Annotated in this window: 19 protein-coding genes; 14 read left to right on the plus strand and 5 right to left on the minus strand. The window is 55.3% G+C overall.

The window, feature by feature from the left end; translation table 11 throughout:
* Positions 1-193: 193 nt before the first annotated feature.
* The 10 genes from KF752_00460 (at position 194) to KF752_00505 (ending at position 10,063) form a co-directional block, all read left to right on the plus strand.
* Positions 194-1,078, plus strand: coding sequence for a hypothetical protein (locus tag KF752_00460; protein MBX3420003.1), 885 nt, complete (start codon positions 194-196; stop codon positions 1,076-1,078).
* Positions 1,014-2,045 carry a hypothetical protein gene (locus KF752_00465; protein MBX3420004.1) on the plus strand — a complete coding sequence of 344 codons (1,032 nt, stop codon included), beginning with the start codon at positions 1,014-1,016 and terminating at the stop codon, positions 2,043-2,045. The genes KF752_00460 and KF752_00465 overlap by 65 nt, the downstream gene beginning before the upstream one ends.
* A gap of 160 nt (positions 2,046-2,205) precedes the next feature.
* Complete coding sequence (locus KF752_00470) at positions 2,206-3,261, plus strand: MoxR family ATPase (protein MBX3420005.1); 1,056 nt, start codon at positions 2,206-2,208, stop codon at positions 3,259-3,261.
* Positions 3,230-4,129, plus strand: coding sequence for a DUF58 domain-containing protein (locus tag KF752_00475; protein ID MBX3420006.1), 900 nt, complete (start codon positions 3,230-3,232; stop codon positions 4,127-4,129). Before KF752_00470 ends, KF752_00475 begins: the two co-directional genes overlap by 32 nt.
* Before the next feature lie 189 nt (positions 4,130-4,318).
* Complete coding sequence (locus KF752_00480; GenBank protein ID MBX3420007.1) at positions 4,319-5,230, plus strand: lysophospholipase; 912 nt, start codon at positions 4,319-4,321, stop codon at positions 5,228-5,230.
* Entirely contained in the window at positions 5,227-5,775 is a 549-nt protein-coding gene (locus tag KF752_00485; protein MBX3420008.1) for a DUF447 family protein, read from the plus strand. Before KF752_00480 ends, KF752_00485 begins: the two co-directional genes overlap by 4 nt.
* A gap of 222 nt (positions 5,776-5,997) precedes the next feature.
* Complete coding sequence (locus KF752_00490; GenBank protein MBX3420009.1) at positions 5,998-7,281, plus strand: glutamate-5-semialdehyde dehydrogenase; 1,284 nt, start codon at positions 5,998-6,000, stop codon at positions 7,279-7,281.
* A 53-nt stretch (positions 7,282-7,334) separates the two neighbouring features.
* A complete protein-coding gene (fliM, locus tag KF752_00495) occupies positions 7,335-8,423 on the plus strand; it encodes a flagellar motor switch protein FliM (GenBank protein MBX3420010.1) in 1,089 nt (362 codons plus the stop codon).
* A gap of 29 nt (positions 8,424-8,452) precedes the next feature.
* The gene (locus KF752_00500) at positions 8,453-9,259 is read left to right on the plus strand and encodes an ABC transporter ATP-binding protein (protein ID MBX3420011.1); all 807 of its coding nucleotides are present in this window, start codon (positions 8,453-8,455) and stop codon (positions 9,257-9,259) included.
* Between the two features lie 9 nt (positions 9,260-9,268).
* Positions 9,269-10,063 (plus strand): ABC transporter permease, encoded by a 795-nt coding sequence (locus KF752_00505; GenBank protein MBX3420012.1) that lies wholly within the window; start codon positions 9,269-9,271, stop codon positions 10,061-10,063.
* Between the two features lie 35 nt (positions 10,064-10,098).
* Here KF752_00505 and KF752_00510 read toward each other — a convergent pair whose 3' ends face one another.
* Entirely contained in the window at positions 10,099-11,016 is a 918-nt protein-coding gene (locus tag KF752_00510) for an alpha/beta hydrolase (protein ID MBX3420013.1), read from the minus strand.
* 575 nt (positions 11,017-11,591) lie between these two features.
* Here KF752_00510 and KF752_00515 point away from each other — a divergent pair.
* Both KF752_00515 and KF752_00520 read left to right on the plus strand, forming a co-directional pair.
* Entirely contained in the window at positions 11,592-13,013 is a 1,422-nt protein-coding gene (locus tag KF752_00515) for an ammonium transporter (GenBank protein MBX3420014.1), read from the plus strand.
* A 136-nt stretch (positions 13,014-13,149) separates the two neighbouring features.
* A complete protein-coding gene (locus KF752_00520) occupies positions 13,150-13,488 on the plus strand; it encodes a P-II family nitrogen regulator (protein MBX3420015.1) in 339 nt (112 codons plus the stop codon).
* Between the two features lie 242 nt (positions 13,489-13,730).
* On the opposite strand, the gene KF752_00525 is transcribed toward KF752_00520, so the two are convergent.
* From KF752_00525 to KF752_00535, 3 genes are all read right to left on the minus strand, one after another.
* A complete protein-coding gene (locus KF752_00525) occupies positions 13,731-19,484 on the minus strand; it encodes a neutral/alkaline non-lysosomal ceramidase N-terminal domain-containing protein (protein ID MBX3420016.1) in 5,754 nt (1,917 codons plus the stop codon).
* A gap of 104 nt (positions 19,485-19,588) precedes the next feature.
* Positions 19,589-20,167: a hemolysin III family protein gene (locus KF752_00530; GenBank protein ID MBX3420017.1), complete on the minus strand. Its 579-nt coding sequence runs from the start codon at positions 20,165-20,167 to the stop codon at positions 19,589-19,591.
* Between the two features lie 322 nt (positions 20,168-20,489).
* Positions 20,490-21,677: a prolyl oligopeptidase family serine peptidase gene (locus KF752_00535; protein MBX3420018.1), complete on the minus strand. Its 1,188-nt coding sequence runs from the start codon at positions 21,675-21,677 to the stop codon at positions 20,490-20,492.
* 230 nt (positions 21,678-21,907) lie between these two features.
* On the opposite strand from KF752_00535, the gene KF752_00540 reads away from it, so the two are divergent.
* Both KF752_00540 and KF752_00545 read left to right on the plus strand, forming a co-directional pair.
* Positions 21,908-22,924, plus strand: a complete 1,017-nt coding sequence (locus KF752_00540) for a DUF1559 domain-containing protein (GenBank protein ID MBX3420019.1) — start codon at positions 21,908-21,910, stop codon at positions 22,922-22,924.
* A 70-nt stretch (positions 22,925-22,994) separates the two neighbouring features.
* Positions 22,995-23,432: a hypothetical protein gene (locus tag KF752_00545; GenBank protein MBX3420020.1), complete on the plus strand. Its 438-nt coding sequence runs from the start codon at positions 22,995-22,997 to the stop codon at positions 23,430-23,432.
* A 10-nt stretch (positions 23,433-23,442) separates the two neighbouring features.
* Here KF752_00545 and KF752_00550 read toward each other — a convergent pair whose 3' ends face one another.
* Positions 23,443-24,786 (minus strand): 3-deoxy-7-phosphoheptulonate synthase class II, encoded by a 1,344-nt coding sequence (locus KF752_00550; protein ID MBX3420021.1) that lies wholly within the window; start codon positions 24,784-24,786, stop codon positions 23,443-23,445.
* Positions 24,787-24,874 lie beyond the last annotated feature (88 nt).

Consider the following 24,874-nt stretch of genomic DNA (forward strand, 5'->3'; position numbering starts at 1 on the left):
GTTGTGATACACCGGGGCGATTCCAAAGTTGCGTTAAGTGAGGTTTATAGGACTTGTTTTTGCGTTGTTTGCTTGTGAAAATCCGTGAACTTGACCGTCCTCACGGAACATTTGGGTTGTTCAGCGGTTAGAACTGTAACTGGTCCGGTGGCGCGCAGTCCGCGACGCCCGCTAACACATAGGGAGTTTAGTCGTGAATCTTCGAAAGCTGTTGGTACTGGCGCTCATTACATCCACAATTCAGCCGATCGTATTTGCCCAAGAGCAGGGCGGGCGACGGCGTGGCGGAGGTGGTCAGGGCGAGGCACGCCCAGAGGGTGCCCAGCGTGGCCCAGGAGGTCCCGGAGGAGGCTTCGGTGGCCCTGGCGGGATGATGGGCATGATGGGTGGCATGATGGGGGCAATGGGTGGCATGGGCGGTGGTGGGCCAACTCAGCTACTTGGCATGCTGGGAATCGATGAGGTTCGGAAGGAACTTGGTCTAACAGACGACGTTTACCAGGCGGTTCAAGCTTCGCAAGGCGAGATTTTCGGCAAGATGCGCGGCATGCGTGACGCCAGCGAGGGTGAACGCGCTAAGATGCGAGAAGAAGCCAACACCGCCTCGCAAGAACTGCTGGATGAGGTGCTGACGCCCGAAAAACAGAAGCGTCTGCTCGGGATAATGGTGCAAATTGTCGGACCTCCTGCGGTCATGAATCCATCGGTTGCCAAGGAGATTGGACTGTCGGAAAGCGCGATCGAGGCTATTCGAAAAGAGATGGAATCGTTCGGTGAAAAAGCTCGCGAGCAGTTCACAGCACTGCGCAGTGGTGGCGAATTTCCGGATATCGCGAAGATACAAGAGATGATCACCACGATGCGAGAAGAGGTCAATGCTGCAGTTGAATCCAAGTTGACTGATGCTAACAAGAAATCGCTGGAAGCACTGAAGGGCGAGAAGTTTGAATTGCCCGACAATGGACCTTTTGGCATGTTTGGCAGGGGTGCTGGCGGCTTTGGCGGACCTCCTCGTGATGGAGCGGGAACGCGACAAGGCCGTGGCAGACAGCCTGGTCGTGGCGCTAACGCAGACTAGAGATATCGAATTTCAGTTGATGTTCGCTGGATTGATGGCCACTGGGGGTATCTTCCGAATGGGATTCACACGGCTCCTGCATGAAACCCTGCGGCATTCCAGCCTGCGACGCTGGGCCTGTACCCTGATGGGACTGAAGTTGTGTCTGTGGTCCATCATCGGCAGGTCTCAGGCTGAAGAAAGTCAACTGGATTCGCAAGCCGAGCCGGCCGTCACGGATTCCACCAGTAGCAGTCCGACCAATTTCTGGTCTGTAATGCACGACGTTCAAAAGCGTTGTTCCAGTAGTCGCGTCGAGTGGCTGGGGCTGCTCAGCCACCAGTCGATTCGCGATGAAATTGGCTTAGACGACCAGGAGTACGCGCTTATTCGCGAACTCGACAGACAGCTTTTGATCAGCCTGAAGGATATTCATCAATCTCAATTCCAACAGGCGTTGTCTCACGAAAAATTGGTGGAAACCGTTGCTCAAAAGTTGCACGATAACGATCTGGCTTTCACCAATCGCCTACGGGAATCGGCAGATTTTGAACGATTGATCGGGATTTTGGTTCAGGCCCGCGGCGATCGCGCGGTGATATACAGCGATGTGGCCGAGCGAATTCAACTGCCGGACGACAAGTTGGACGAGGTTCGCTCGGTGTATCATCGTGCCTGGCGCGAGCAGATGGATTTGATGGGCGACAAAATGCGAGATTTATTGCGTCGCGGCCAATTGCAACAATTGCTGGTGCAGAGCCAGCGTCAAGAGGTGCGACAATTGTTTAAGCGAGCTGAAGACAAAGTTAATCATGCCGTTGCCCTTCGCTTGACCTCCGAACAGTTGGCGGCTTTGCGGCGATTGGAGGGAAAGAAGATTGAATTGCCAGCAGACTTTATCGACTTTAGCCGCGGGCCTGGCCGGGTTCCGCGGACTCCCTCTTCAAAATCCCGCGATCGCGCGGCTGTCGACTTGCAAGCCCAGTGACTATTCGGCCAATTGAATGTGTGCCGAAATTCGATAGACTACACTAGGTCGGCTGTTAGATTAGTTTAGGTTGTACCGCGTGGGCAGTGGCTTAAGCGGATGCAGCCTGGCAATCTGATGAGTTACGAACCAAGCGATCGATGCAGGAGTTGGAGGCGGCATGGCTTCACGGGATGGAGATGGGATCGAGTCGGTCTCGTCGATCGAAAAACTACAAGCAGCTCGACAGAGTATCCTACAGCAGCTCGGCAAGGTCATTGTCGGCCAACAAGAGGTTGTCGACCAACTGCTCATTAGCGTCTTTAGTCGTGGTCACTGTCTGCTGGAAGGCGTGCCCGGGTTAGCCAAGACGTTGCTAATTAGCAGCCTAGCGCGCACGCTGTCGCTGTCTTTCAGCCGCATACAGTTTACTCCCGACCTGATGCCAGCGGACATCACCGGTACAGAGGTCATTGAAGAGCAGCCCGCTGGCGGCTTGCAGCGCAGGTTCTTGGAAGGACCACTGTTTGCCAATGTGATTTTGGCCGACGAGATCAACCGCACGCCCCCCAAGACGCAAGCCGCATTGCTGGAAGCTATGCAGGAGCGGCAAGTGACTGTGGGCCGCGCCCGACATCCGCTGGGAAATCCATTTTTCGTCTTAGCAACGCAAAACCCCATCGAGCAAGAGGGAACGTATCCGCTACCAGAAGCACAGCAGGACCGCTTCATGTTTAAGGTGCTGGTAGATTACCCTAATTTCAACGACGAGTTGGAGGTCGTGCGCCGGACTACGTCACAGGCAGATCAAGTCATCCAACCAGTGCTGAACGGCCCCGAGATTCTGGAGCTTCAGGATATGGTTCGCAGTGTGCCTGTGGCCGACCATGTGATTCGATACGCGCTGACGCTGGTGCGACAGACTCGGGTGGGCAGCGCTGGTGTGCCCAGCTTTGTCACCGATCAAATTGGCTGGGGCGCTGGTCCGCGAGCCGTCCAATTCTTAGTATTGGGTGGCAAGGCGCGAGCGCTGCTGCATGGACGCAGCCATGTAACAGTCCAAGACATTCAAGCCCTATGCCCCCCCGTGCTTCGCCACCGCCTAGTCGTAACATTTGCCGCCGAAAGCGATGGCGTAACCACCGATGACGTCATTGAGCGACTGATCGCCGAAACTCCCACTACTGAAGACGAACTGACGCGCGATGCCCGCTTCCAAAAGATTTTTGCCTCCTGAGGCGGTCAAGCGCGCGCAACGCTTGGAGCTGAAAGCCCGGCAAATCGTCGAAGGATTCATGTCCGGTAGCCATCGCAGTCCGTACTTCGGACAGTCTGTGGAATTCGTACAACACCGCCAGTATCTGCCTGGTGACGATGTTCGGCATATCGACTGGAAAGTCTGGGCGCGCCAAGACCGCCTGGTCATCAAGCAGTATCAAGAGGACACCAACCTGCGCTGCCTGTTGCTAGTAGATAGCTCGGATAGCATGAGCTACGGTGAAGGTGACCGCACCAAGTTCGAGTACGCCTGCATCTTGGCGGCTTGCCTCTCGGTGCTCGTGCTCCGCCAGCAGGACGCCGTAGGCAGCGTAGTGTTCGACGATCGAGTGCGCGCCCGAGTACCGTTGCGGACCAGCCAGAGCCACTTACTGGATGTGTTGGCATCTTTGGACACAACGCGTCCGGCCAACAAGACCGACCTGGAGTCAGTCATTAAAGACGTCTTGCAGACCTCGGCGCGGCGCGGCCTGATTGTGCTGCTGAGCGATCTACTGGGAATGCAAGATAGCGGACTACGAGCGCTCGGCATGTTGCGACGAGCGGGACATGATGTCTTGGTTCTGCATATCATGCACAGCGACGAGCTAGATTTTCCTTTTACGGATCCCACCAGATTCGAAGGGCTAGAGTCCACTGCACATTTGACCTGCAATCCGCGAGCACTCCGCGAAGGCTATTTAGAAGCAGTGCAGCGCTTCCTGGAGCGTGTGCGACACGTGTGCGCCGCCGCTAAGTGCGACTACTTATTGGCTCGCACCAGCGACGCTCCCGATGCCGTGTTATCCCAGATTGTCAGCAATCGAATGCGCAGCGCGCGCAGTTAATTATCAATGATTCACGGAATTGTAGCCTGGGACAGCAACTCTGGTTGAAACGAATAGAAAAATCCTTAGAACACGGAATGCGACGAGGATCATTCAGATTCAATTTTTCTAGTCCGTCGATGGTCCACCATTTACACCAACCAAGCTTGATGCGAATAGCTGCTGGCTTGAGAGCCAAGAAATGATCCGATGAATGAAGCGGCAAATCTCGCGACCGGCTCTGCACAAGACTCGCGCAAATCGACGGCGGGCTGGGTGGATTGGCCAGGAGGACTTAGGCGCTACGCATATCGCTGGCAGCCCCAAAGTGAAGTTCTGGCAACGATAGGCATCGTGCATGGCTTGGGGGAGCACGCTGGGCGCTACGCGGAATTGGCGGACCATCTGACCAGCGTTGGTTTTGCTGTCACTGCCTGGGATCTGCCAGGACACGGACATGATCCTGGCCGGCGTGGAGTTGTCACGAACTACGATTCTCTGTTGGACGAGACCGGTACATTTTTTCGCTGGTCCAGAGGTTTCGCTGCGGACAGGCCCTGTTTTTTGTTAGGGCACAGCATGGGTGGCAACCTAGTTGTCAACTACATTCTGCGTCAGGAGCAACGACCTACAGCCGCGATCGCTTCCAGTCCTATGTTTCGTTCGCCACAGGAACCCCGCGGACTGACGAAGGTATTGGCGAGAATGGCCGCGAGAGTCTTCCCGAATGCATGTCTGTCAACCGGATTTAAGGTTTCAGATTTGAATGACGACCCTGTCGCGCAGGATCAGGTAAGCCGCGATCCGCTCTATCATCGTCGCATCAGCTTGCGATTGGGAGCGGCGCTGATCGACTCAGGCCGCTGGGCTATGGAACATGCCAGTCGCTTAGCAATCCCATTGCTAATCACTCACGCCAATGACGATCGATTGACTTTGGCCGAGGGTTCCGCACAATTTGCAGCCGCAGCGGGCACGAACTGCCAATTTCATCGACTTCAAAATCACCGCCACGAAACCTTCCGCGATCTGGGAAAACGACCAGTGATTCAGATGTTTGTCCAGTTCTTGCAGGCTCAACTCAAGCGATCAGAAGACTCACGCGCCGACCAATCTGTATGATAATCGAAGGCCTGTTAACAACTACCAGTGCCGACGGCTCGCCACACGTCGCACCGATGGGACCGGTGGTCAACCAGTCGCTTGACCAATGGCTACTGCGCCCATTTCAAACGTCCACCACATTTGCGAACCTGCGTCGTCATAGCAGCTGCATTTTTCACGTGATGGACGACGTACTGCCGATCGTTCAAGCGGCCTTGTCGCTGCCCGTCGATGTTAGCTTTGAACCTGCAGCGTCCGGCGGATGGGTTATCCAATCAGCCTGTCATTGGTACTGTTTGGAAACCGGACAGTGGGACCTTTCTCAGCCACGTAGCCAAGTGCCTGCGCGAGTCATCACCTCTAAGGTTCAACGTCCATTTTGGGGGTGGAATCGCGCAAAACATGCTGTGTTAGAGGCTACGATTTTGGCCACGCGAATTCACTTGACCGGTCATGATGCCGTTCGCCAAGAACTCGATCGACTGGATAGCGCGGTGCTCAAGACCGGCGGTCCGCGGGAAACCGCTGCCTGGCAACTGCTTCGTGAATTCGTCAGCCCTTAGATTCCCTCGGCAGACGCTAGCCTACCCGATAACGGCACTTGGCGATTGACTTGTAGCTCTCTAGCCAGGCTGCAATGAACGGGGCGTTTGACGGAGCGAGCGATGGCGATTACCTTGTCCCAACCAGCTACCAGAACTATTGTGGGAACGATGATAGCAATGCTGGCAATTGTGATTCCTCTGACGTTGACCTACAGATATCAAATTTAAGATACTTGGCCCATGACGACCGTCTCCAAATTACAGCACAACGACTTGCAGCAGCAGTGCCTGCAGATGGCTCGCCACGCTCGCCAGGCATCTCGACAGTTGGCCTGTCTGCCGACTGCGGTCAAAGACCGATGGTTACTGGCCTGCGCTGATGCGTTGGAGGATCAAACCCAATCCATATTGCAGGCAAATGCTGTAGATATCGCAGCGGCACCGGAGTTTGGTTTGACCGAAGCGTCAATCGATCGCTTGCGGCTGTCCCCAGCGAGCATTGCCGAAATTGCCGGTTCGTTGCGAGACATTGCCAGACTGCGCGATCCTGTCGGTGAAACCATCGAAGGCTGGGTTCGTCCCAATGGTCTGGAGATCCGGAAGGTTCGCGTGCCGCTGGGCACCGTGCTGTTCATCTACGAATCGCGACCCAACGTGACGGTCGATGCGGCAGCCATTTGCGTCAAGAGCGGCAATGCAGTGATACTACGTGGTGGCAAGGAGGCTGCACACTCGTCGCAGGCACTGGTTGAAATCATAAACAACCAAGCTAAGCGCTGCGGACTTCCCGAATCAGCAGTACAGCTCGTTAGCACGCCTGACCGAGCCGCAGTAGGCCACTTCCTTCAGCTCGACCAATGGATCGATGTCGCCATCCCGCGCGGTGGAAAGGGATTGATTGAACGTGTGGTCAGCGAAGCTCGCATGCCAGTCATCAAACATTACGACGGCAATTGCCACGTATATATCGACGCCACTGCCGACCCGAATATGGCGGTGCGGGTAGTCATCAATTCCAAATGTCAGCGGCTGGGAGTGTGCAATACGTGCGAAAGCTTGCTTATTCACCAGAATGTGGCGGACACTATATTGCCTCAAATCGCTGACGAATTGACGGCGCGTGGCATTGAAATGCGCGGCGATGCTCGCGTGTGCAGCAAGATACCTGCCGCTGTGCCAGGCACACAACAGGACTGGGGTACCGAATATCTCGGACCGATCATCAGCCTGTGCATTGTTGACAATTTGGACGCAGCAATTGAACACATCAACCTCTATGGATCGCATCACACTGATGCCATCGTGACTAGTGATTTGTCAGCAGCGCGGCGCTTTCAGCAGGCGGTGGACTCGAGTGCGGTGATGGTCAATGCTAGTACGCGCTTCAATGATGGAGGTTGTTTTGGATTGGGAGCCGAAATTGGCATAAGCACCAACAAATTTCATGCGCGCGGTCCATGCGGACTACGTGAATTAACGACATACAAATACTTGGTGGATGGGCAGGGACAGGTGCGTGAATAACTGGCGATCGCGCGGAAAACAGCTGCGCAGCGCACTGAGTCAGGAGAGCACGGATGAGCGATGATACACTAGGAAATCAAGAACTAGAGGAACTGCTGCGATCACTGGATGCCGGTGACGGCGCGTCGGCTGCTGCATCCACTGCTCAACGGCCCGCTGCGCCCCCCGCTGACGACGAGGCGATCAGCGCGATGATCAAACCCACCGCTCCCCGTCAACGTGTGGTGGCCTACGATTTCAAACGCCCCGAACGCGTGGGCAAGGAACAGATGCGAGCCATGCAGTCTCTGCACGAAGGCTTTGCTCGTAGCTTCGGGGCCTCACTGTCGGCGCTGCTGCGCACGATTGCTGAAGCGAAACTGATCAGCGTCGACCAATTGACCTATAGTGAATTTGTCTACAGCTTGGAAATTCCAACTTGCTTCAACCTGCTACGGCCCACGCCCCTGGAAGGCAATTGGATTCTGGACATTAGTCCTTCGATTTTGTACCCTATCATCGATCGCATGTTGGGCGGCAGTTCGAGTGCTGACAGTGCTCTGAAGAGACCGTTGAGTGAAATTGAGTTGCGGCTGACACAACGAGTCACACAGGCTTTCTTGCGAGATTTGGCCAGTGCCTGGGAAAACGCCGTTGATCTGAACATTGAATTGGAGCGCGTTGAAAGTAACCCCCAACTGGTGCAAATCGTTCCACCCAACGAAGTCGTCATTCTGGTGAGCCTGGAATTGCTATTGGGCAAGTCTCGAGGCACCGTCAACCTATGCATTCCGTTCAATACCATCGAACGCATTGGTAATAAACTGACGAGCAATAGCTGGAAAGGCTATGCGTCATCCCGAAGCAATCAAAACACCGCAGCTCAAATTGAGGCATTGATCGATCATTCTGAAATTGAAGTTGTCGTCGAAGTGGTCAACACCGATATACGCGCCGTGGACCTGCTGAACTTGCAAGTCGGTGACATCATCACCACCGACAAAGACTGCCGCTCACCACTCGAGGTAACGGTAGCTGGAGTTGGAAAATTCCATGCCCGGGCTGGCGCGTTTAAGGGTCGCAAGGCGGTGGAAATCCTGGCGACTATTCCACAGCCCGCACCGGTGGCTAGCCCTGTGGCCGAGGCTCCTGCAGCATCCTAATCCCACTCAATCAACGACAGTGATGCTCTATGGGCAATTCAAGCCAACCGCCACTGGAGCCTGCCGACGCCGCCGGTCTAGAGATTCACGGCCTCAGCATTGGCTTCGGCCAGGCATCACCTGTGATCGATGGCCTGGAATTGAGTGTTTGCGCTGGCGAAATCGTGGCTTTAGTGGGTGCATCGGGCTGCGGCAAGAGTACGCTGCTTCGGGCTGTCGCTGGACTGCAGCCCTATCAGGCGGGGACTATCCAGGCAACTGGATCGACACCTATTCGTAGGCTAGGTGATTTGGCATTTGTCTTTCAAGACGCAACGCTGTTGCCGTGGCGGACTACATACGAAAACGTAGCCCTGCCTTTTGAATTGCAGCGAGCGCGATACCACCGCCGCTTATCTGCTGAAAAAATGCAACAGCGCGTTGCTGAGGCACTCGAATCTGTAGAGCTAGGTTCCGAAAGTTGGCATCGTTTTCCGAGACAACTGTCCGGTGGCATGAAGATGCGCGCCAGTATTGCTCGGGCCCTCGTGACGGACCCAAGTCTGTTGCTGCTGGACGAACCGTTCGCTGCTCTTGATGACCTGCTGCGCAGCAAACTGAATCAACTGCTGCTGGAGTTGTGGCAGCGCCGCCGAAGAACCATCTTGTTTGTAACACATAACATCGCCGAGGCAGCCTATTTGAGTCATCGGATTGTTGTGCTTGGTGGACAGCGAGTATCACGCATCATTTCCAATTCGCTAGGCTGGCCCCGAAGCCATCAGCAACGCAGCAGCGTGGAATTTGCTCACATGTACGGATCGATCAGCTCGGCACTTTCAGAGGCTAGCTCCTAAATGGATTCAATGCACAGTTCAGGTGACCGATACCGGCGCTGGCTGGGAACCCTGGCGGTCTTCGTGACATTTGTACTGCTGTGGCAAGGACTCGTTACATGGCTGCAAACTCCGCAGATGATTCTGCCACCACCCACAAGCGTGTTAGCTGCCGCCGTACGTGAACAGCAGACATTGCTAATAGGTTTTGGTATCACGGCAGCGGCGGCACTGGCTGCTTTGGCAACCAGTATCTTGCTCGGTGTGGGACTCGCCATACTGCTCAGCCTGTCCGGCTGGTTGAGAATGACCATGTATCCTTACGTGATCTTTTTGCAAACGGTACCCATCGTGGCAATTGCTCCGCTGCTGATTACTTGGTTCGGCTACGGTCTACAAACGATCGTGCTGGTAGCCACCATCATTAGCCTCTTTCCGATCGTTTCCAATGTGACTGCTGGCCTGATTTCCGTTGATCGCAATTTGCATGAACTCTTTCAATTGTGCGGTGCCAGCCGCTGCCAAACACTGTGGAAGCTACAAATTCCATTTGCGGTGCGGAGCTTGATTCTGGGAGCCAGGATCAGCGCTGGCTTGGCAGTGATCGGTGCCATAGTGGGTGAGTTCTTTGTCGGTGAGTCGTCTACGGCAAGCCCAGGTTTAGGTACCTTGATCGCCAGTTGGCAGCGCACGTTGCGCACCGACGCCATGATCGCAGCCATCATTACCAGCACACTCTTGGGATTGTTCGTACTAGGCTGCGTCAATACTACCAGTCGCCTGGCATTGCGGCGCTGGACCGAAGGACAATTCGAACACCACTAGCTGAAATAACTGCGGTGCACCTCGCAAATCAGCAACTATTTCCGCATCTTAAGCCACCAGCGCATCGTCTCGGTAACTTTGTCGGCGGCTTGATGATGCGACCAGTGGCCAACACCCGGCAGCGTGACCAGAGTCCAATCCTGCTCCAGGTGATCCCACGTATTGTTGAGTGCTGGCGCCAAAAGCGCTGTGTCAGCTAAACCGTGAAACTGCAACACGGGTGCTTGAATCTTTGGAAACTCGGGCATCTGGTACGGCTCGCGTGGATAGTTGCGGCGATAGTAGTTCATCATCGACTCTAGGGATGACTTCTCAAAGGCCTCGACATACTTGGCTCGCAATTGAGCGTCTTTACCTGCAACCATACCAGCCAACATTTGAGCGTTGAGCGCCTTGTGCGAGTCTTCTCGCTGGAACATGCGTGCGTAGGACGAATTGCGATGCTGCGAAGAATTCTCTTGCATCAGTTCGCGGACCAAACCGGACATGTGGGGCAAGTTGACGATGATCAGCTTGTCTGTTTTGTCGGGACGCATGGCTGCGAAGGCCCAGGCAATTGCGCCGCCCCAATCGTGTCCGACGATGGTTGCCTTGTCTTGCTGTTCGGACTCGATGACTGCAGCAACGTCGGCGACCAGTAGCGCCATGTCATACTGCTCGACACCCTCTGGCTTGTCGCTCAAGTTGTAGCCGCGCGTATCCATTGCCGCTACGGTGAAGTCGCTAGACAGTCCGCGCATCTGGTGTTGCCAACTGTACCAGAAGTCCGGGAATCCATGAACAAACACCACTAACGGTCCCGAACCAGCGACTGCGTAATGAATCTTGACGCCATGGCTGTCTGCGTATTTGTGATTGACTTGGGACATCCAATCTTCAGCTTGCAAGGACATGCCACTCACCTGAAAAAACAAGACGAACAACCAACAAACGCGACGCAGTTTGTGAAACATAACGGATTCCTAAAGCGAGCCGTAGCCAAGGGATTGCACAAGCCATTATCTGTGCCCTCATCATACACCGCTTTCGTATCCAACGACTTACCGTACGCGGGCTGTTCAGGCCTTTCCGGGACCTCCAACAGCTCTCCCAAACACACGTGCGACAAATTTCCACACCAACTTCAACGTCGCGTTATTCCCCATTAGCAATCGCGCTCAATGGTCGATCTACGAAGTAGGCATCTCCTGTAGATTGCTCATAAAGGATTGTTTTCTTCCATTGCGCGAATCTCCTGCAGTAATCAGTTAGCGTCAACTCCCAATTAAAGCCAACAAAATGTCGAAAAATCTCCAGAAGTGTAAACTAAGGTGTACGAAAGCCAGCAAGATTAGGTTAGCATGTATCTCATGGTTGACGCACTGGCGTGCGATTTCATTAATGGACGATGAAATCACATAGAGGAATTTCTAGCACGCTTTGGAGACAGTCGTATTGTGGTTCGAATTGTTTACTCAATTTTCGATGGGAGAAAAGTGTGAAGCATTTAAGATTTGCCGCAGCAGGCTGTGTACTGCTGGCCTGGAGTATGGCACCGCTGGCGTTTGGGCAGGACGAGACGGCTCAGGCCCCCGTGGCGGGGGAAGTCGTTGACGTATCTTCGGATGAAACACCGCCGCTACCACCTGTGAGTGACCCAGGATATGTGGCGGCCCTTGAGGAGCGACTCAGCAGCTTGGAAGCCGCAGGCAGTGAAGCCGCGTTGGCGGGTCACAACGCCTGGATGCTCACCGCCAGTGCGCTCGTACTATTCATGACAGTGCCCGGCTTAGCCATGTTTTATGGTGGCTTGGTACGTCGCAAGAACGTACTCAGCGTGCTGATGCAATGCATCTTCCTGATGGGAATGATGACCGTGCTGTGGGGCATCATCGGTTATTCGCTGGCTTTTGGCGAGGGTGGACCGTACATCGGCAACTTGGATCACTTGTTCTTGGCTGGTGTGTCGATGTCTGGGGGTGAGGCACCAATGAGTGGGGCGATTCCCACACTCACGTTTATGGTGTTTCAGGGAATGTTCTTCATCATCACCCCGGCGCTGATCTGCGGGGCGTTTGCTGAGCGCATGAAATTCAGCGCCATGGTGGCGTTCAGCGCCATATGGGGCTTGTTGATTTATTGCCCCCTGTGCCACTGGGTGTGGGGCCTTGGGATTCTGGCATTCGGCGAATCTCACGCGATCCTGGGTGGAGCCCTTGACTTTGCTGGCGGTACAGTGGTGCATATCAGCTCCGGAGTATCTGCCTTGGTGTGCGCGGTGCTCATCAAACCGCGAATGGGCCTCGGGTCAGAGGACATGCGTCCGCACAACTTGACCTACACCATACTGGGTGCCGGAATGCTGTGGGTGGGTTGGTTCGGTTTCAATGCTGGCAGTGAGTTGGCTTCAGACGGCGTGGCTTCGAGCGCGTTTGTAGTAACGCATTTTTCTGCAGCCGCAGGTGCCGTTGCTTGGGCAGCCGTCGAATGGATAACTCGTGGCAAAGCCAGCGTGCTGGGCGCGGCTTCGGGAGCCGTTGCCGGATTGGTCTGCATTACACCGGCAGCAGGTTTCGTTCAACCTATGCCCGCCCTGGTTATGGGCGCTGTAGCTGGCGTGGTTTGTTACCTGGCTTGCACCAAGGTCAAAGCCGCCTTCAAGTACGATGATTCGCTGGATGCCTTCGGTGTTCACGGCGTGGGTGGTGCAGCCGGTGCCTTGCTAACCGGCGTATTCGCCACCAAGCACGTAGTCGACAAAGCCGATGGTGTGTGGTATGACCCTAGCGCAGGTATGTCACTGCTGTTGGGGCAAGCCGCCGCTGTTGGTGTGACAGTCGTCTTTACTGGAATCGGAACATTCATCATTTTGAAAGTGCTCGACGCCGTCATTGGTTTGCGAGTGTCGATGGATGACGAAGTGCGCGGGTTGGACGTTAGTCAACACGGCGAAGAAGGCTACATTCGATAATCACCAGTTGGTCGCTCGCAAACCGACGACCGCTGATCCCCCGCGATGAGCCTTCCGCAATGCGGAGCGACCATCGTCGGATAGTCATCCACACAATCACTGGAAACATTTAAAAACTTGACGAGAGGAACGTTAGATGAAAAAAGTGGAAGCAATTGTGCGACACTTCAAGCTTGAAGATATCAAGAACGCTCTAACCGAAGCTGGCGTGCACGGGATGACCGTCACCGAGGTTCGGGGTTACGGGCGACAGAAGGGGCACACCGAAGTTTACCGCGGTACCGAATACAACGTGGATTTTGTGCCCAAAGTCAAAGTTGAAGTGGTCTGCAACGACTCCAGCTTGCAATCGGTAATTTCCACCATTTTGCAGGCCGGAAAGACGGGCCAGATCGGTGACGGCAAAATTTTCATTACCAATCTGCACGACGTGGTACGCATTCGCACTGGCGAATCTGGCGAAGAAGCCATCTAAAACGCCCGCGATCGCCAATCTGCTGTTCGGCAAAGCTTCACTTTGTGGCGGCCGAGCCGAACAGCAGCATTGGCATCGTTGACAGCCACGCGCTGGCACTGCAGTCCTGAGGTGAACTAGAATTTCCTCCCGGGAAGTCGTGACACTGGCAGGTTCGCCTAGGACCTCGCATTGAACCCACAGGTGCGCAGTTGTGCTGCGGACCCACGGGCTATGGAATCTATCGCTGGTGGCGTATTGTTTTACGGCTGTCGCAGAAAATGAATGAGATCAGCGAGATCTTGAAGAGCAAGATTTTCTTCGAGTCCTTCGGGCATGAAGGATTTGTTGGCGGTCGTTAATTGCTCGATTTCGCGGCGAGTGATACTGCGTATCGCCCCGTTGGCTTGCTTGATGGTCACGCTGCTGGCGGTTTCGCTGATCAGAATACCACTTAGGATTTCGCCAGATTCCAACAGACAGGTGTAGGCCTGATATCCGGGCTGGATGTCCAGGTTGGGATCGAGAATGCTGGCCAACAGCTTTTCTGGTGCGTGGCTGACGACGGTGGCCAGGTTGGGGCCGACGTCATGGCCATCATCATTGCCGTGCCGATGACAGCTGGCACAGCTCTTGAGATAGACTTGTCGACCGTTGACCATGTCACCCGCCAATTGCAGTGCGGGTTGGTATTTGGCGATGACTGCGGTACGACTGGAAGGTGTGGTCTGCGCGAGAGTCTGTGGTGCGCGCTGTGCTATGGCATTGACAGGGTGCTGGAGCAATTGCGAGCGCTGCGTCAGGGATAGACTGCTGGCGCTGATCTGCTGCGATTCCAGCCGCTGCAGTAGATCGGCCGTCCAGGCTGTACGCAATAGCCAGACATCGATGGCTTGACTGCGGAGGTTGGGCGTTAGCTGGTTCCAGGCTCCACCCAGTATCTCTGGAACATCGTCGGCAGCGGATTGCGACAGCGCATTAAGCGCTTGACTCTGCGTCAGTGAATCGACGTGCGGACTTAAAAAGTCGGCCAGCGCGGTAATCGCTGAAGATCGATGAGTTGGGCTGTGCAGCAGCAGCTTGGCGGCCGCCAGTCGCGAGGCGATGTCAGCGTCCTGATCGGACACGCGGGCTAAGGCACGGCTCCATAAGGATTCCAATCGCGCGGCGATGGTGGTGAGCTCCATGTTGGAATCATCTTGAAGCAATTTGTTAAATTCTGCGCCGATGCTACGCAGTGTTTGCAGCAGTTCGTAGTTTGCAGTGACTTGAGCAGACTCAGGCAGGTTGAACAGACTTTCGAACACGGTAGTCATAGTGCCAAAATTCGCACGTCCAATAGACTGCCGAAGCAGCGGTTCACGAAAGGCGGCTTGCACTTCCTCATCTTGGGACACAAAGATGCCTTTGGCAAACAGCCTCTCATGTGCCAGTGCGGAACTCATGATGGCTGAGACCATGTACGGCTCTGCGGGAAAGCGTCGAGCCAGCTCAACCAGCGCTTCAGCGGCTACTGGATCGGTCCACTGGCCTGCGGACAAGGCTAACTGCAAGCAGACTTTGGCATCTACATCTGCGAACAACTTGCAGGCAGCGGCGATAACTGCCGCACTGGAAGAATTCTCGGCCAATCGGACCGCGTGCTCACGGACTCGCGGATGGGGATCGTTCAGCGCAGTGAGCAAGATGGGATCGCGCAATGCCGACATGCCGTCCAGCAGGTTGATGATGTGAATGCGAGCGGTCGGTGAATCGTGGTCCCCAAGTGCGCGCTCGAGCAGCTCGGCCGCCTGCGGTGCTTGCTGCCACCAGAGCATTTGGTGTGCCTTGTCGCGTAGCCACATATTGCTAGATGCCAGATAACGAATCAACTGTTGAGTATTTGCGCCGGTCAGCTTCGGCACTGGATGATGCGGCTCGATGCTGGGGAAGATTCGGTAGATGCGTCCCCGATCGTCGCCCAGTCGGTAGTGAGGCAACAGTTCTGCGCGACCTTCAGCAGGCAGCCAATCGGGGTGCTCGATCATGTAGCGATACATGTCCGCGACCCACAAGCCCCCATCGGGACCGGTGCGGACCATTACCGGCCGACACCAACGATCTCGACTGGCGAAAAAGTCAATGGCCCCTTCGTTGTCGGGCCGAATCCCTGTATAGCTGACACCGTCGTCAATCATCCAGTTGTGCTGCACCAGATTGTGAAACGGCTCGCACGTGAAGCAGTGCCCCGGCTGAGGCCGCTGGTCGTTGGGAGTTGCCGATCGTATCAGCGGAAACAACAGATTGTCACCGTAGATCGTGCTCCCGCAGGCCGAGGTGTATCGCCCCGACTGCTCGAAGCTGTGATAACGCTTCTCTAGTGGACTGGCCGGATAGACTGGGGGACTACCGGTGGGTACGACATGATGAATTGGACTGACCGTTGGCACATGTGGATTGCGAGCTACATAGCGATCTGGCAAAACATAGTGCCATAACGGACTGGCGTTCTGAGTACCGAACCAATGCCCCCACTCATCACGATTGCGACCAAACTGCGATGGCCCCGATTCGACTTGCAGCTCACCGGTATCCGGATTGAAGCGAAAGTCACGACTGCCCAGCTCATAGGTCCGCCCGTTGCGAATGGACCGGACTTGCACACCCAAGCCATGTGCTGCATGGTGGCCACCGTTGGCGCAGTAGACCCAGTTGTCTATTCCCCAGCGTAAGCCGTTCATCCGCAACTGTTGATTGCCTTCATTAAATCCTGCAAACAACACCTCACGCACGTCGGCACGGCCATCTCCGTCGGTGTCTTGCAGAAACAGCAATTGCGGCGCTGCAGTCACCAGCGCACCATCACGCCACGTCAGAATGCCAGTGGGAAAGCTAAGCTTGTCGGCAAACAGTTGACTCGTTTCGTAGCGACCATCCCCATCGGTATCTTCCAGCACCCGCACGCGACCGCCGGGCTCTCCTTGTCCATCCAGGCCCAGCGGATAGTCAGCCATTTCGACAATCCACAAGCGGCCGGCCGCATCCCAATCGAAAGCCACCGGATCAAGAACTTGAGGTTCACAGGCCATCAGGTCCACTCGGTATCCGAGCGGCACATGCATGCCGGCAAGCGACTCCTGCGGAGAAATTGGCTGGCTGGTCGTAGTCCGGGCAGGAGCCACCTGGGTTGCGCGCGCAGAACTCGCAATTCCGGAATTCTCAAAAAGCGCGGGAACCAGTTGGTCTTCAATCAAGCGTCCGAAGATCGCCGCATAAGCCAAGCCACCTTGCAGTGGTGCAAACTGATCATTGCGCGCACCCAGATAGAATTGATTCGCGTCGGAGGCCGTGGACTCTAACTCCCCTTCGATCTCGACCTGGCCATCCAACCAGACTTTGGCGCGACTACCATCTCGCTGCAGTACCAGATGATGCCAGAATCCCGGCGTGACTATGTTTTTGCCGACCAACACTTGATTGCGCAGGTTGCCATTAAACACAATCAACTTTCCGGTCAGATCGTTGCGATAGCTGCCGCCTATACCCAAGTGGTCTCCGGCGGCCTGAGCATCAGCATCCGGGCCACGAGAAAACAGATAGGCGGTTACGGCGCGAGCGCTAATTGGCAAATCATTACGAAACCAGAGTGATACGCTATAGGCTGATGGCGACGGCGACATCGTGCCGCTCAACCGTCCCGATTCAAACTGTGCAAAGGTGGCGGGGTGAAACGATACCTTGCCCGACGAATTCAAGTTATCGGGCAGTGCATCGAGCGGAGCAAACCAATTGGGCTCGATGGACTGGATCCAATGTGCGTAGTCTGTCGAGAAGGCGGGTGGCTTAAGTCGCGCGTTACGTTCGCGCTCTTCGGCTTGCTGTTCGGTTGCATCCTGCTGGTGTTCAAGCTGTATTTTGGAGACACTCCAAAACTGCTGCAGTTGCTCTGTGGTCAATGCTGAGTTAAACACGGCAACTTCATCGACTTTTCCTTGCAGGCCTTGGCCAATGATCATTGTCTCAGATAGTGAATTGCCTAATGAGGCTGCGCTCACTACCGGCTGTGGCAGTCCATTGGCGAAAACGCTTAGTTGATTGTGGTGACGAACCAGCGTCACAAAATTCCATTGATCCGCGCGACCATGCCATGTCGAAGTCTGATCCAGCAACTTTAGCGTCACTTGGTGCTGAGCGTTTTGCATTGCGGTTAGCAATTCGCCCGTCGGTCCCTGAATCAAAGCGCCTTGGCGCTGGCTAGCACCACTGCGCTCGCCCAGCCAGAACCACAGGCTGATGGAGTAATCACTGCTCAAGCCGGCTGTGCTGCACTGCATACTTCCGCCCGCCAAATGGACCGCCCGATTGATCTGATTAGGGCCAGAGAATTCGGAGAATGTCAAGGCTTCGCGCTGGCCGATGCCGGTGCCGCTGCCCACGCCAGGCAGGAACCAGGCAAAACCGGGTGAGAGCCGGGCTGGCAGTCCGGTGGGCGCTGCGTTGCGAGGTGTGTTGCCATCTTCATCGTTCAGCCGCCAGTACTGGACCGGTTTTGAATCCAGAATCTTCTGAGCGTAGGGGCCATGTTGATCTTGCATTACGTGGCGCGGCTGACCTGTAGCCTCTTCGAGTGCCTGCGTCAGGGTCTCGACAATTTTCGATTCCGCCTCGACTTCCAAGCCCGCCGTCCGAGCGGGCCAAGTGGTATAGCCGCCAAGTACATGTTGTTCGGGAGTGGGGATGTAGCCTTCAGCACCATTGGCCAATTCGATGTTGAAATGTGAAATTGCCGGGGACCGTCCACGCAGCTTCAGGCCGGTGAGTGCGTAGACTTCGTTGGGCAGTGTAGCGATCGTCAGGTCGCCAATGCGAATCGCTTGCAACTTGAGCTGTGTCTTCTGCATATCGTGCAAGAAGATTGCCTCGTGCGCGTATACCTCCGGTAGCGTCTTGGGTAGGCGCTCTCCCATTTCCGCCGCGACAGTTCTGGCCCAGTCTAAGCGCCGTTGGTCGGGCACTCGATAGTTCAGTGCCAGTTTTCTCTCGACCATCTTCAGCTCGACAAAATCGCGGTATTCGACTTTGGCCAGCGCCTTTTCTGCGTAACGCGCCACCTGCTCCGCATAACCTGTCAGCGTTGGACTATTTGCCGGCGATCCGTAGTCCATCCACATCAGATCGCCGCTGGTGCCTTGCGATATCGCCGCCACAAACGGCCCGTTGCCTTCCCCAGGCTGCCGCATGATCGTCGCCAGATGTTTGCAAAACAGCCCGAAATAATCGGACGAGACGGCCGGCGCGCCAAAGTAGTGCTGCGAGTAATTGGCGAACACTGCCAGCGGTTGGTCATCCAGAGTCTTGACTGCAATTACCGACAGCGCTGGATCAACCGGCCCGGACGGACCAATTACTTCCGGGCTTTGATGTCCGGGATGCATGTGCGCCAGCCCCGTCGCTTCGCCGAACGGATCGACGATCTTGGACTCGGGCTTGCGAATCCAGCGCCGATTGTGCGTGTGCTGCCAATCATCGACGCTGGCCCAACCGATACGGGCCGGCACAAGATTCTGCTGCGCTGCCACAATGCATTCGGCGATTTTTCCTGGCAGCCTTGCCGCATACTTTTTGTCCTGACGCGTCCCCAGGCAACTCATCGCCGCCGGGGCCGAATGGGTATGTGTGGCCGCAACCATCATTCGCTGGCTGTCAATGCCGCACTGCTGACTGGCCAGCGACTTGGCCTCGTCGATCAGCGACTGCGTCATCATGCAGGTATCAACCACAGATAACACGATGCGCGTCTGGCCATCATCCAGCACCAAAGTGCGCACAAACAACGGGGCGTGAACTGAGGTCGCAGTACCTTCCAGGAAGCTACCGGCGATGATCGACGGATTATCCGGCCCGATATCCCGTGGAGTAATATCCACCACGGCAGCACCAGCCTTGAAGACGTTAGGCTTATCGGCTTGCGCCGTTGCATCACGAGACAGCATCAGCCCGACATGCAGTGCAACAATGATCGAGACTCGAAGCAACATGCAAAAAACTTTCTACATTCAAGCCTTCAACTGACAGCAGCTCCTGTGACGCTCTGAGCTACGCGGAGTACTTCAACCAAATGAGCATTCACCTGCTCAGGAAGCTATCGAACATACCCAATGGTCGAGACGAAATGGCACACGGAGCCCAACAGTACAAAGAAGTGCCAAATCCCGTGAGCGTGGGTGAGCATTCGAGCCTTGTCTAGCAAGTAGAAAGCCGCGCCCAGCGTATAGGAAATTCCCCCTGCAATCAGCCAGTACAGGCCCACATCGGATATAGTCACCCGTAGATTGGACAATTCAATTGCACCGACCCAGCCCATGCCTAGATAGATCAACATTTGGCCAAATTTTATCAATCGACCGGACAAGAATAGTTCGCTGATGATACCCACTGCCGCTAATGCCCAAACGACAAGAAAAATCCGCCATCCGTTGCCGTCGCGCAGACTGATCAATGTGTAGGGTGTGTAGGTACCGGCGATCAGCACATAGATGGCGATGTGATCGAACAGCTGAAAGAGGTCTTTGAGACGCGGCATTCGAAAGCTGTGGTAAAGCGTTGACATGGCGTACATCAATACCAACGCGATGCCAAACACACTGAAACTGAATACCAGCACGGGATCGCCGATTTGAATACTGATCGCCAACAGTGCGCCCAGACCCATTAAAGCCAACGCGGCCCCTACCAAATGGCTGATGCTGTTGAGTCTCTCGCCGTAGTACATGGATATTCAAACCGTGGACCGAGTATCAAGAGTGTCACGATCTACCGGATCAAAATGAATTCCCAGCGGCCATGCTCAGGAACATCACCGCGCATTTCCTTGTCGCTATTCTAGCCCGAACAGTCGGGCGATTGAATCTCATCCAAGTGCCATACTTTCGGTCGCAGGCTGCACAGCCACAATCCTGCTTCTGGACAGACAGCCCGTCTAAATGACTCGCGACCATCGACGGATTATCCGTTCCGCTGGACAGGGGGTACAACGAATAGCACTATTTCTTGTACTTAGGGGATTCCATGATCTTGGCCATGTCCAACAGGATTTTGGGAATGTACAGCGCCCCTGAGTAATGATCGACAGGCATTTCGATGTGGTGCTCGGCCGATAGCGAAGCGGCTTTGGCCAAGGCGTGCGAACAGGCGGGAGGCACGACATCGTCGAATTTGCCGCTGTACAGCCAAGTTACTTCAGGCCGCACGCGATGGGCCACGCGCAGCGGTTCGATGTGTCGAGTCCCTTCTTTGATCATTTCAGGCGTAGCACCGGCTTCCTCCAGTCGCTGACGCACATTGGCGGCGTCTTTGGCACCGTTGAAAATCACTTGATTCAGGTCACCACCGGCTAGCAGCACAAAGACGCGATCAAATCCAGCATCAAAACCACCGACGGTTGCCGTCACAAAGCCGCCCAGGCTGGTTCCCTGAATGCCAATCATCGAACTGTCTACATAGGGCAACGCAGCAACAGCATCTCGAGCGCGGCGCGCGTCCGCAATTGCCTGCTTCATGGCGGGAATCAGCCGCAGCGCATCGGCCTCTTTGGCGTGGGCTTCGCCGATCTGTGCACTCTTGCGAACGCCGTAGCCGGGCATTTGCATCATGAAGGTGTGCAATCCGTGGGCACGCAGTCCCTGGGCAATCATGCGACCGACCGTCATGCCGCTGCCCGATTCGTGAACGACAACCATGGCTGGGGCCCTTACCGGCCGGCCAAGTTCATCGTGGGCTACATACCATTCGACGGCCACCAGGTCATTCGTGGAATCACCCAGCGGCAACGGCGAATCAAATCGCACCATGCGCTCCATGCGATCACCAACACGCGGCTGGGCCAGTTGCACTTTGAATTTCCCCAGTTGCCAACTCAGTCCGTCCAGGCACTCTCGAGCATCTTCATTGTCCTCTTGGCCACAATTAAGCGTATCCTGCGCGGTAAACTCTCTACCCACCGCCAGCTCGGCGATGCCCTCTAAATTAGCTCCGGTTGGTTTGACCGGTTTTTCAGCGGAAGCTTGATCGCTCGCGACCGCCGACTGCCTTGAGTCGCTAGCCGCCGAGCGAGGCTCTTGACCGACAGCGGACCGGTTCATCCAACAACTGACCGCCAGAATGATGCCCATTACGGCCACCGATTGCCATGCTTTAAGCCAGTTGCAAGCTGCGGTTGATTGAAATGTCATTAAACGCATTTGGTTGCTTCTTTACTATATTTAAGGAGCAGTGATCTAATCGGATCGCCTTGGCACGTTACTAATTGGAATGAAACAACATTCCTATGTGGTATACTTTACTCGCAGACGAAATTGGGGGATAGGGATTGGACTGCCAGAATTGGCGGAGGCCCGTCGACTTGCGCGACCCTCGAGCGACTGCACATTTCTAAATACCTATGGTTGGAGTTCAAACACAAATGAATCGTGATTGCAGGCCAACGAGAACCGCATTCACTCTAGTCGAATTATTGGTGGTGTTGGCCATTATCGGAATGTTGGTGGGACTGATTTTGCCGGCCGTCCAGGCGGCTCGTGAGGCGGGTCGTTCGACGCAATGTAAAAACAATTTGCGGCAAATAGCCTTGGCAACTAGCCTGTTTCACGATGCGCACAACGCTTTTCCACCAGCGCGATATCAGCCTCGACCAGGCGATAGTAGTGCCTATGCCTGTGGGGGCGCAGAGGCGACTTGGCTGGTGCGAATATTGCCTTTCTTGGAACACGCTGCCGCTGAGTCGCAATGGGATTACACGATGCCGTATGCGAGTCATTCGGATGCAATTCGCAGTCACGCACCGTCTGTCTATGCCTGCCCCACGCGCCGTGCCACAGGCTCGGTGGGAGCAGGACTCTTGACCGGTGAAACAACACAGTGGATCACGCTCCCCTGCGGCTGTAGAGTACCCGTTCGGACGAGCAGCTCCACCCTAGCATCTGGAGCCGTTGGCGATTACGCCGGCAATCATGGCGATTTGTCACCTGGAGCTGTCGGTTTGCCTAGCGACTTCTATTACGGGGGAAACGGTTCCGGGGTCATCATTAGCAGTCGAGCGCATTGCCGTGCGACAATGCCGATGGATTGGGCGGATCGAATTCGAGCGACCGATATTTTGGATGGCCTGAGCAACACCGCGTTGACAGGGGAGATGCATGTACCCCTCGGAAAGCTTGGCGAATCGGGGTTGGATGCGTTCATTTTCAATGGAGATCACGTATTCAATTCCACGCGTGTAGGCGGACCGACTGTACCTATCGTTACCAACATGCGCGACGAGCGCAATGGTTTGGCGGCGTGGGGCAGTTGGCACCCAGGAATATGTCACTTTGCAATGTCCGACGGCAGCCTGCGAGCTATAGCCTCCACGATAGATACCGAATTGCTGGGCAATTTATGCTCCAGAAACGATGGGCAGATTACCGCAGGCCATGAGTAGCAGCAGTTTCTTGTGGCGAGGCCGCAGTACTTTCCGCCGTTTGGACGACGGAGGCTACCAGAAAAGGCGTATGTACTTCGCCCTCAGCTGTTGGGTACTGAGCTGTTTATCAGGCTGTAACAGCCACCCAGACACCTATCCGGTGCAGGGGAAAGTTCTGTTCCCGAGCGGTGCCGCAGTGCGCACCGGTACGGTAGAGGCAAAGTCGCGGCAACATGGACTAAACGCACGGGGCGAGATTCAACCTGATGGCTCGTTTACACTCTCCACCTTCCGTCCTGGAGATGGTGCCGTGGCTGGAATTCACGATTGCGTTGTCGTTCAATTCGTAGTGGCAGAGCAACTGGGGACCGTAGGGAGTGCTTTTGGTGTAGTCGATCCCAAACACAATTCCTACAAGACTTCGGGGCTGATGATTGACATCCAGCCGGACACAATCAATCAAGTGGTACTACAAGTCAGCGCCTTAGGCGGTAAGGAATTAAAGGAAAAAGACCATCGCCATTAATATGACACCGCTATTTGCGTTGCAATTCGTCGGCCAGCGCAAAGGCGATTTCCATGGCTTGATCGTAATTGAGTCGTGGGTCGCAGGTCGTGTTGTAGGCGGTATCGAGGTCCTTTTCGCTCAGGCCTGAAGTGCCCCCTACGCATTCGGTCACATTTTCGCCGGTCAGCTCTAAGTGCGTCCCGCCCAACCACGATCCCAAGCTGCGATGCACGGCAAAGGCGCTGCGCAATTCGGCCAGGACATCGTCAAAGCGACGCGTCTTTTGACCAGTGGATGCCGACACGGTATTGCCGTGCATCGGATCGCAGACCCATAACACCCGCAGACCCGCGCGATTCACGGCATCGACCAATTGTGGTAGCGCAGCTTCAATTCGGTCCTTTCCCAACCTATGAATCAATGTCACGCGTCCCGGCATGTTATCGGGATTGACGTATCGCACTAAATCGACAACCTGTTCACTGGTGATCGACGGCCCAATCTTGATCCCCAGCGGATTCTGCAAGCCGCGTAGCAGCTCGATGTGAGCTTCATTGATATCGCGCGTCCGCTCGCCGATCCACGGCATGTGAGTACTCATGTTGTACCAGTTGCCGTCGCGTACACTGGGGCGAATCAAAGCGCGTTCGTATTCGAGATGCAATGCCTCATGCGATGTAAAAAAATCAACTCGCCGCAGTTCAGGAACTGGGCGATTGGTAATCGACTCGATGAACTCCAGAGCTTGTCCCAGCGATTGGCAGAGCTGGCGATAGCGCTGATGCTCAGACCTCTCCGACACAAAAGTCAGCTTCCAATATTCGGGGTGATGCAAATCTGCAAAACCACCTTCGCTAAGCGCGCGAATAAAATTCAGCGTCAGAGCAGATCGCTCGTAGCCCCGTAACAATTGCTGAGGATCATTGCGTCGGCTCTCCGGCGAAAACTCATTGCGATTGATCAAGTCACCACGATACGATGGGAGAGTTAATGCCTGACGCGTCTCGGTATCACTACTGCGCGGCTTGGCGTATTGTCCGGCAATCCGGCCGATGCGGACCACGGATTGTCGCGAGCCGAAGATCAATACCAGGCTCATCTGCAGCAACACCTTGAGCTTGCTAGCGATGGCCTCGGCTTCGCAGTCGGCGAATGACTCAGCGCAGTCACCACCTTGCAGGACCCAAGCTTCCCCCTGCTGTGCCAGTGCGATTTGTTCGCGCAGCTTGACAATCTCCCAGCTTGTCACCAATGGCGGCAGACGAGCCAATTGAGCTAGCACATCGCGCAGTTCGGTGCGATCTTCATAGTGTGGCTGCTGGCGGGCGGCTTTTGACTTCCACGAGTCAGGGGTCCAAGCAACTGTCGACATAATTCTCCTATGGAACAAGCGTTTAACTGACCCTACAGGCCAAACCGGACAAGATTCCGTGGTTGGCTGATTGTGGCTGTCGCACAAT

This window comes from Pirellulaceae bacterium, from assembly GCA_019636385.1.
Classification (GTDB): domain Bacteria; phylum Planctomycetota; class Planctomycetia; order Pirellulales; family Pirellulaceae; genus Aureliella.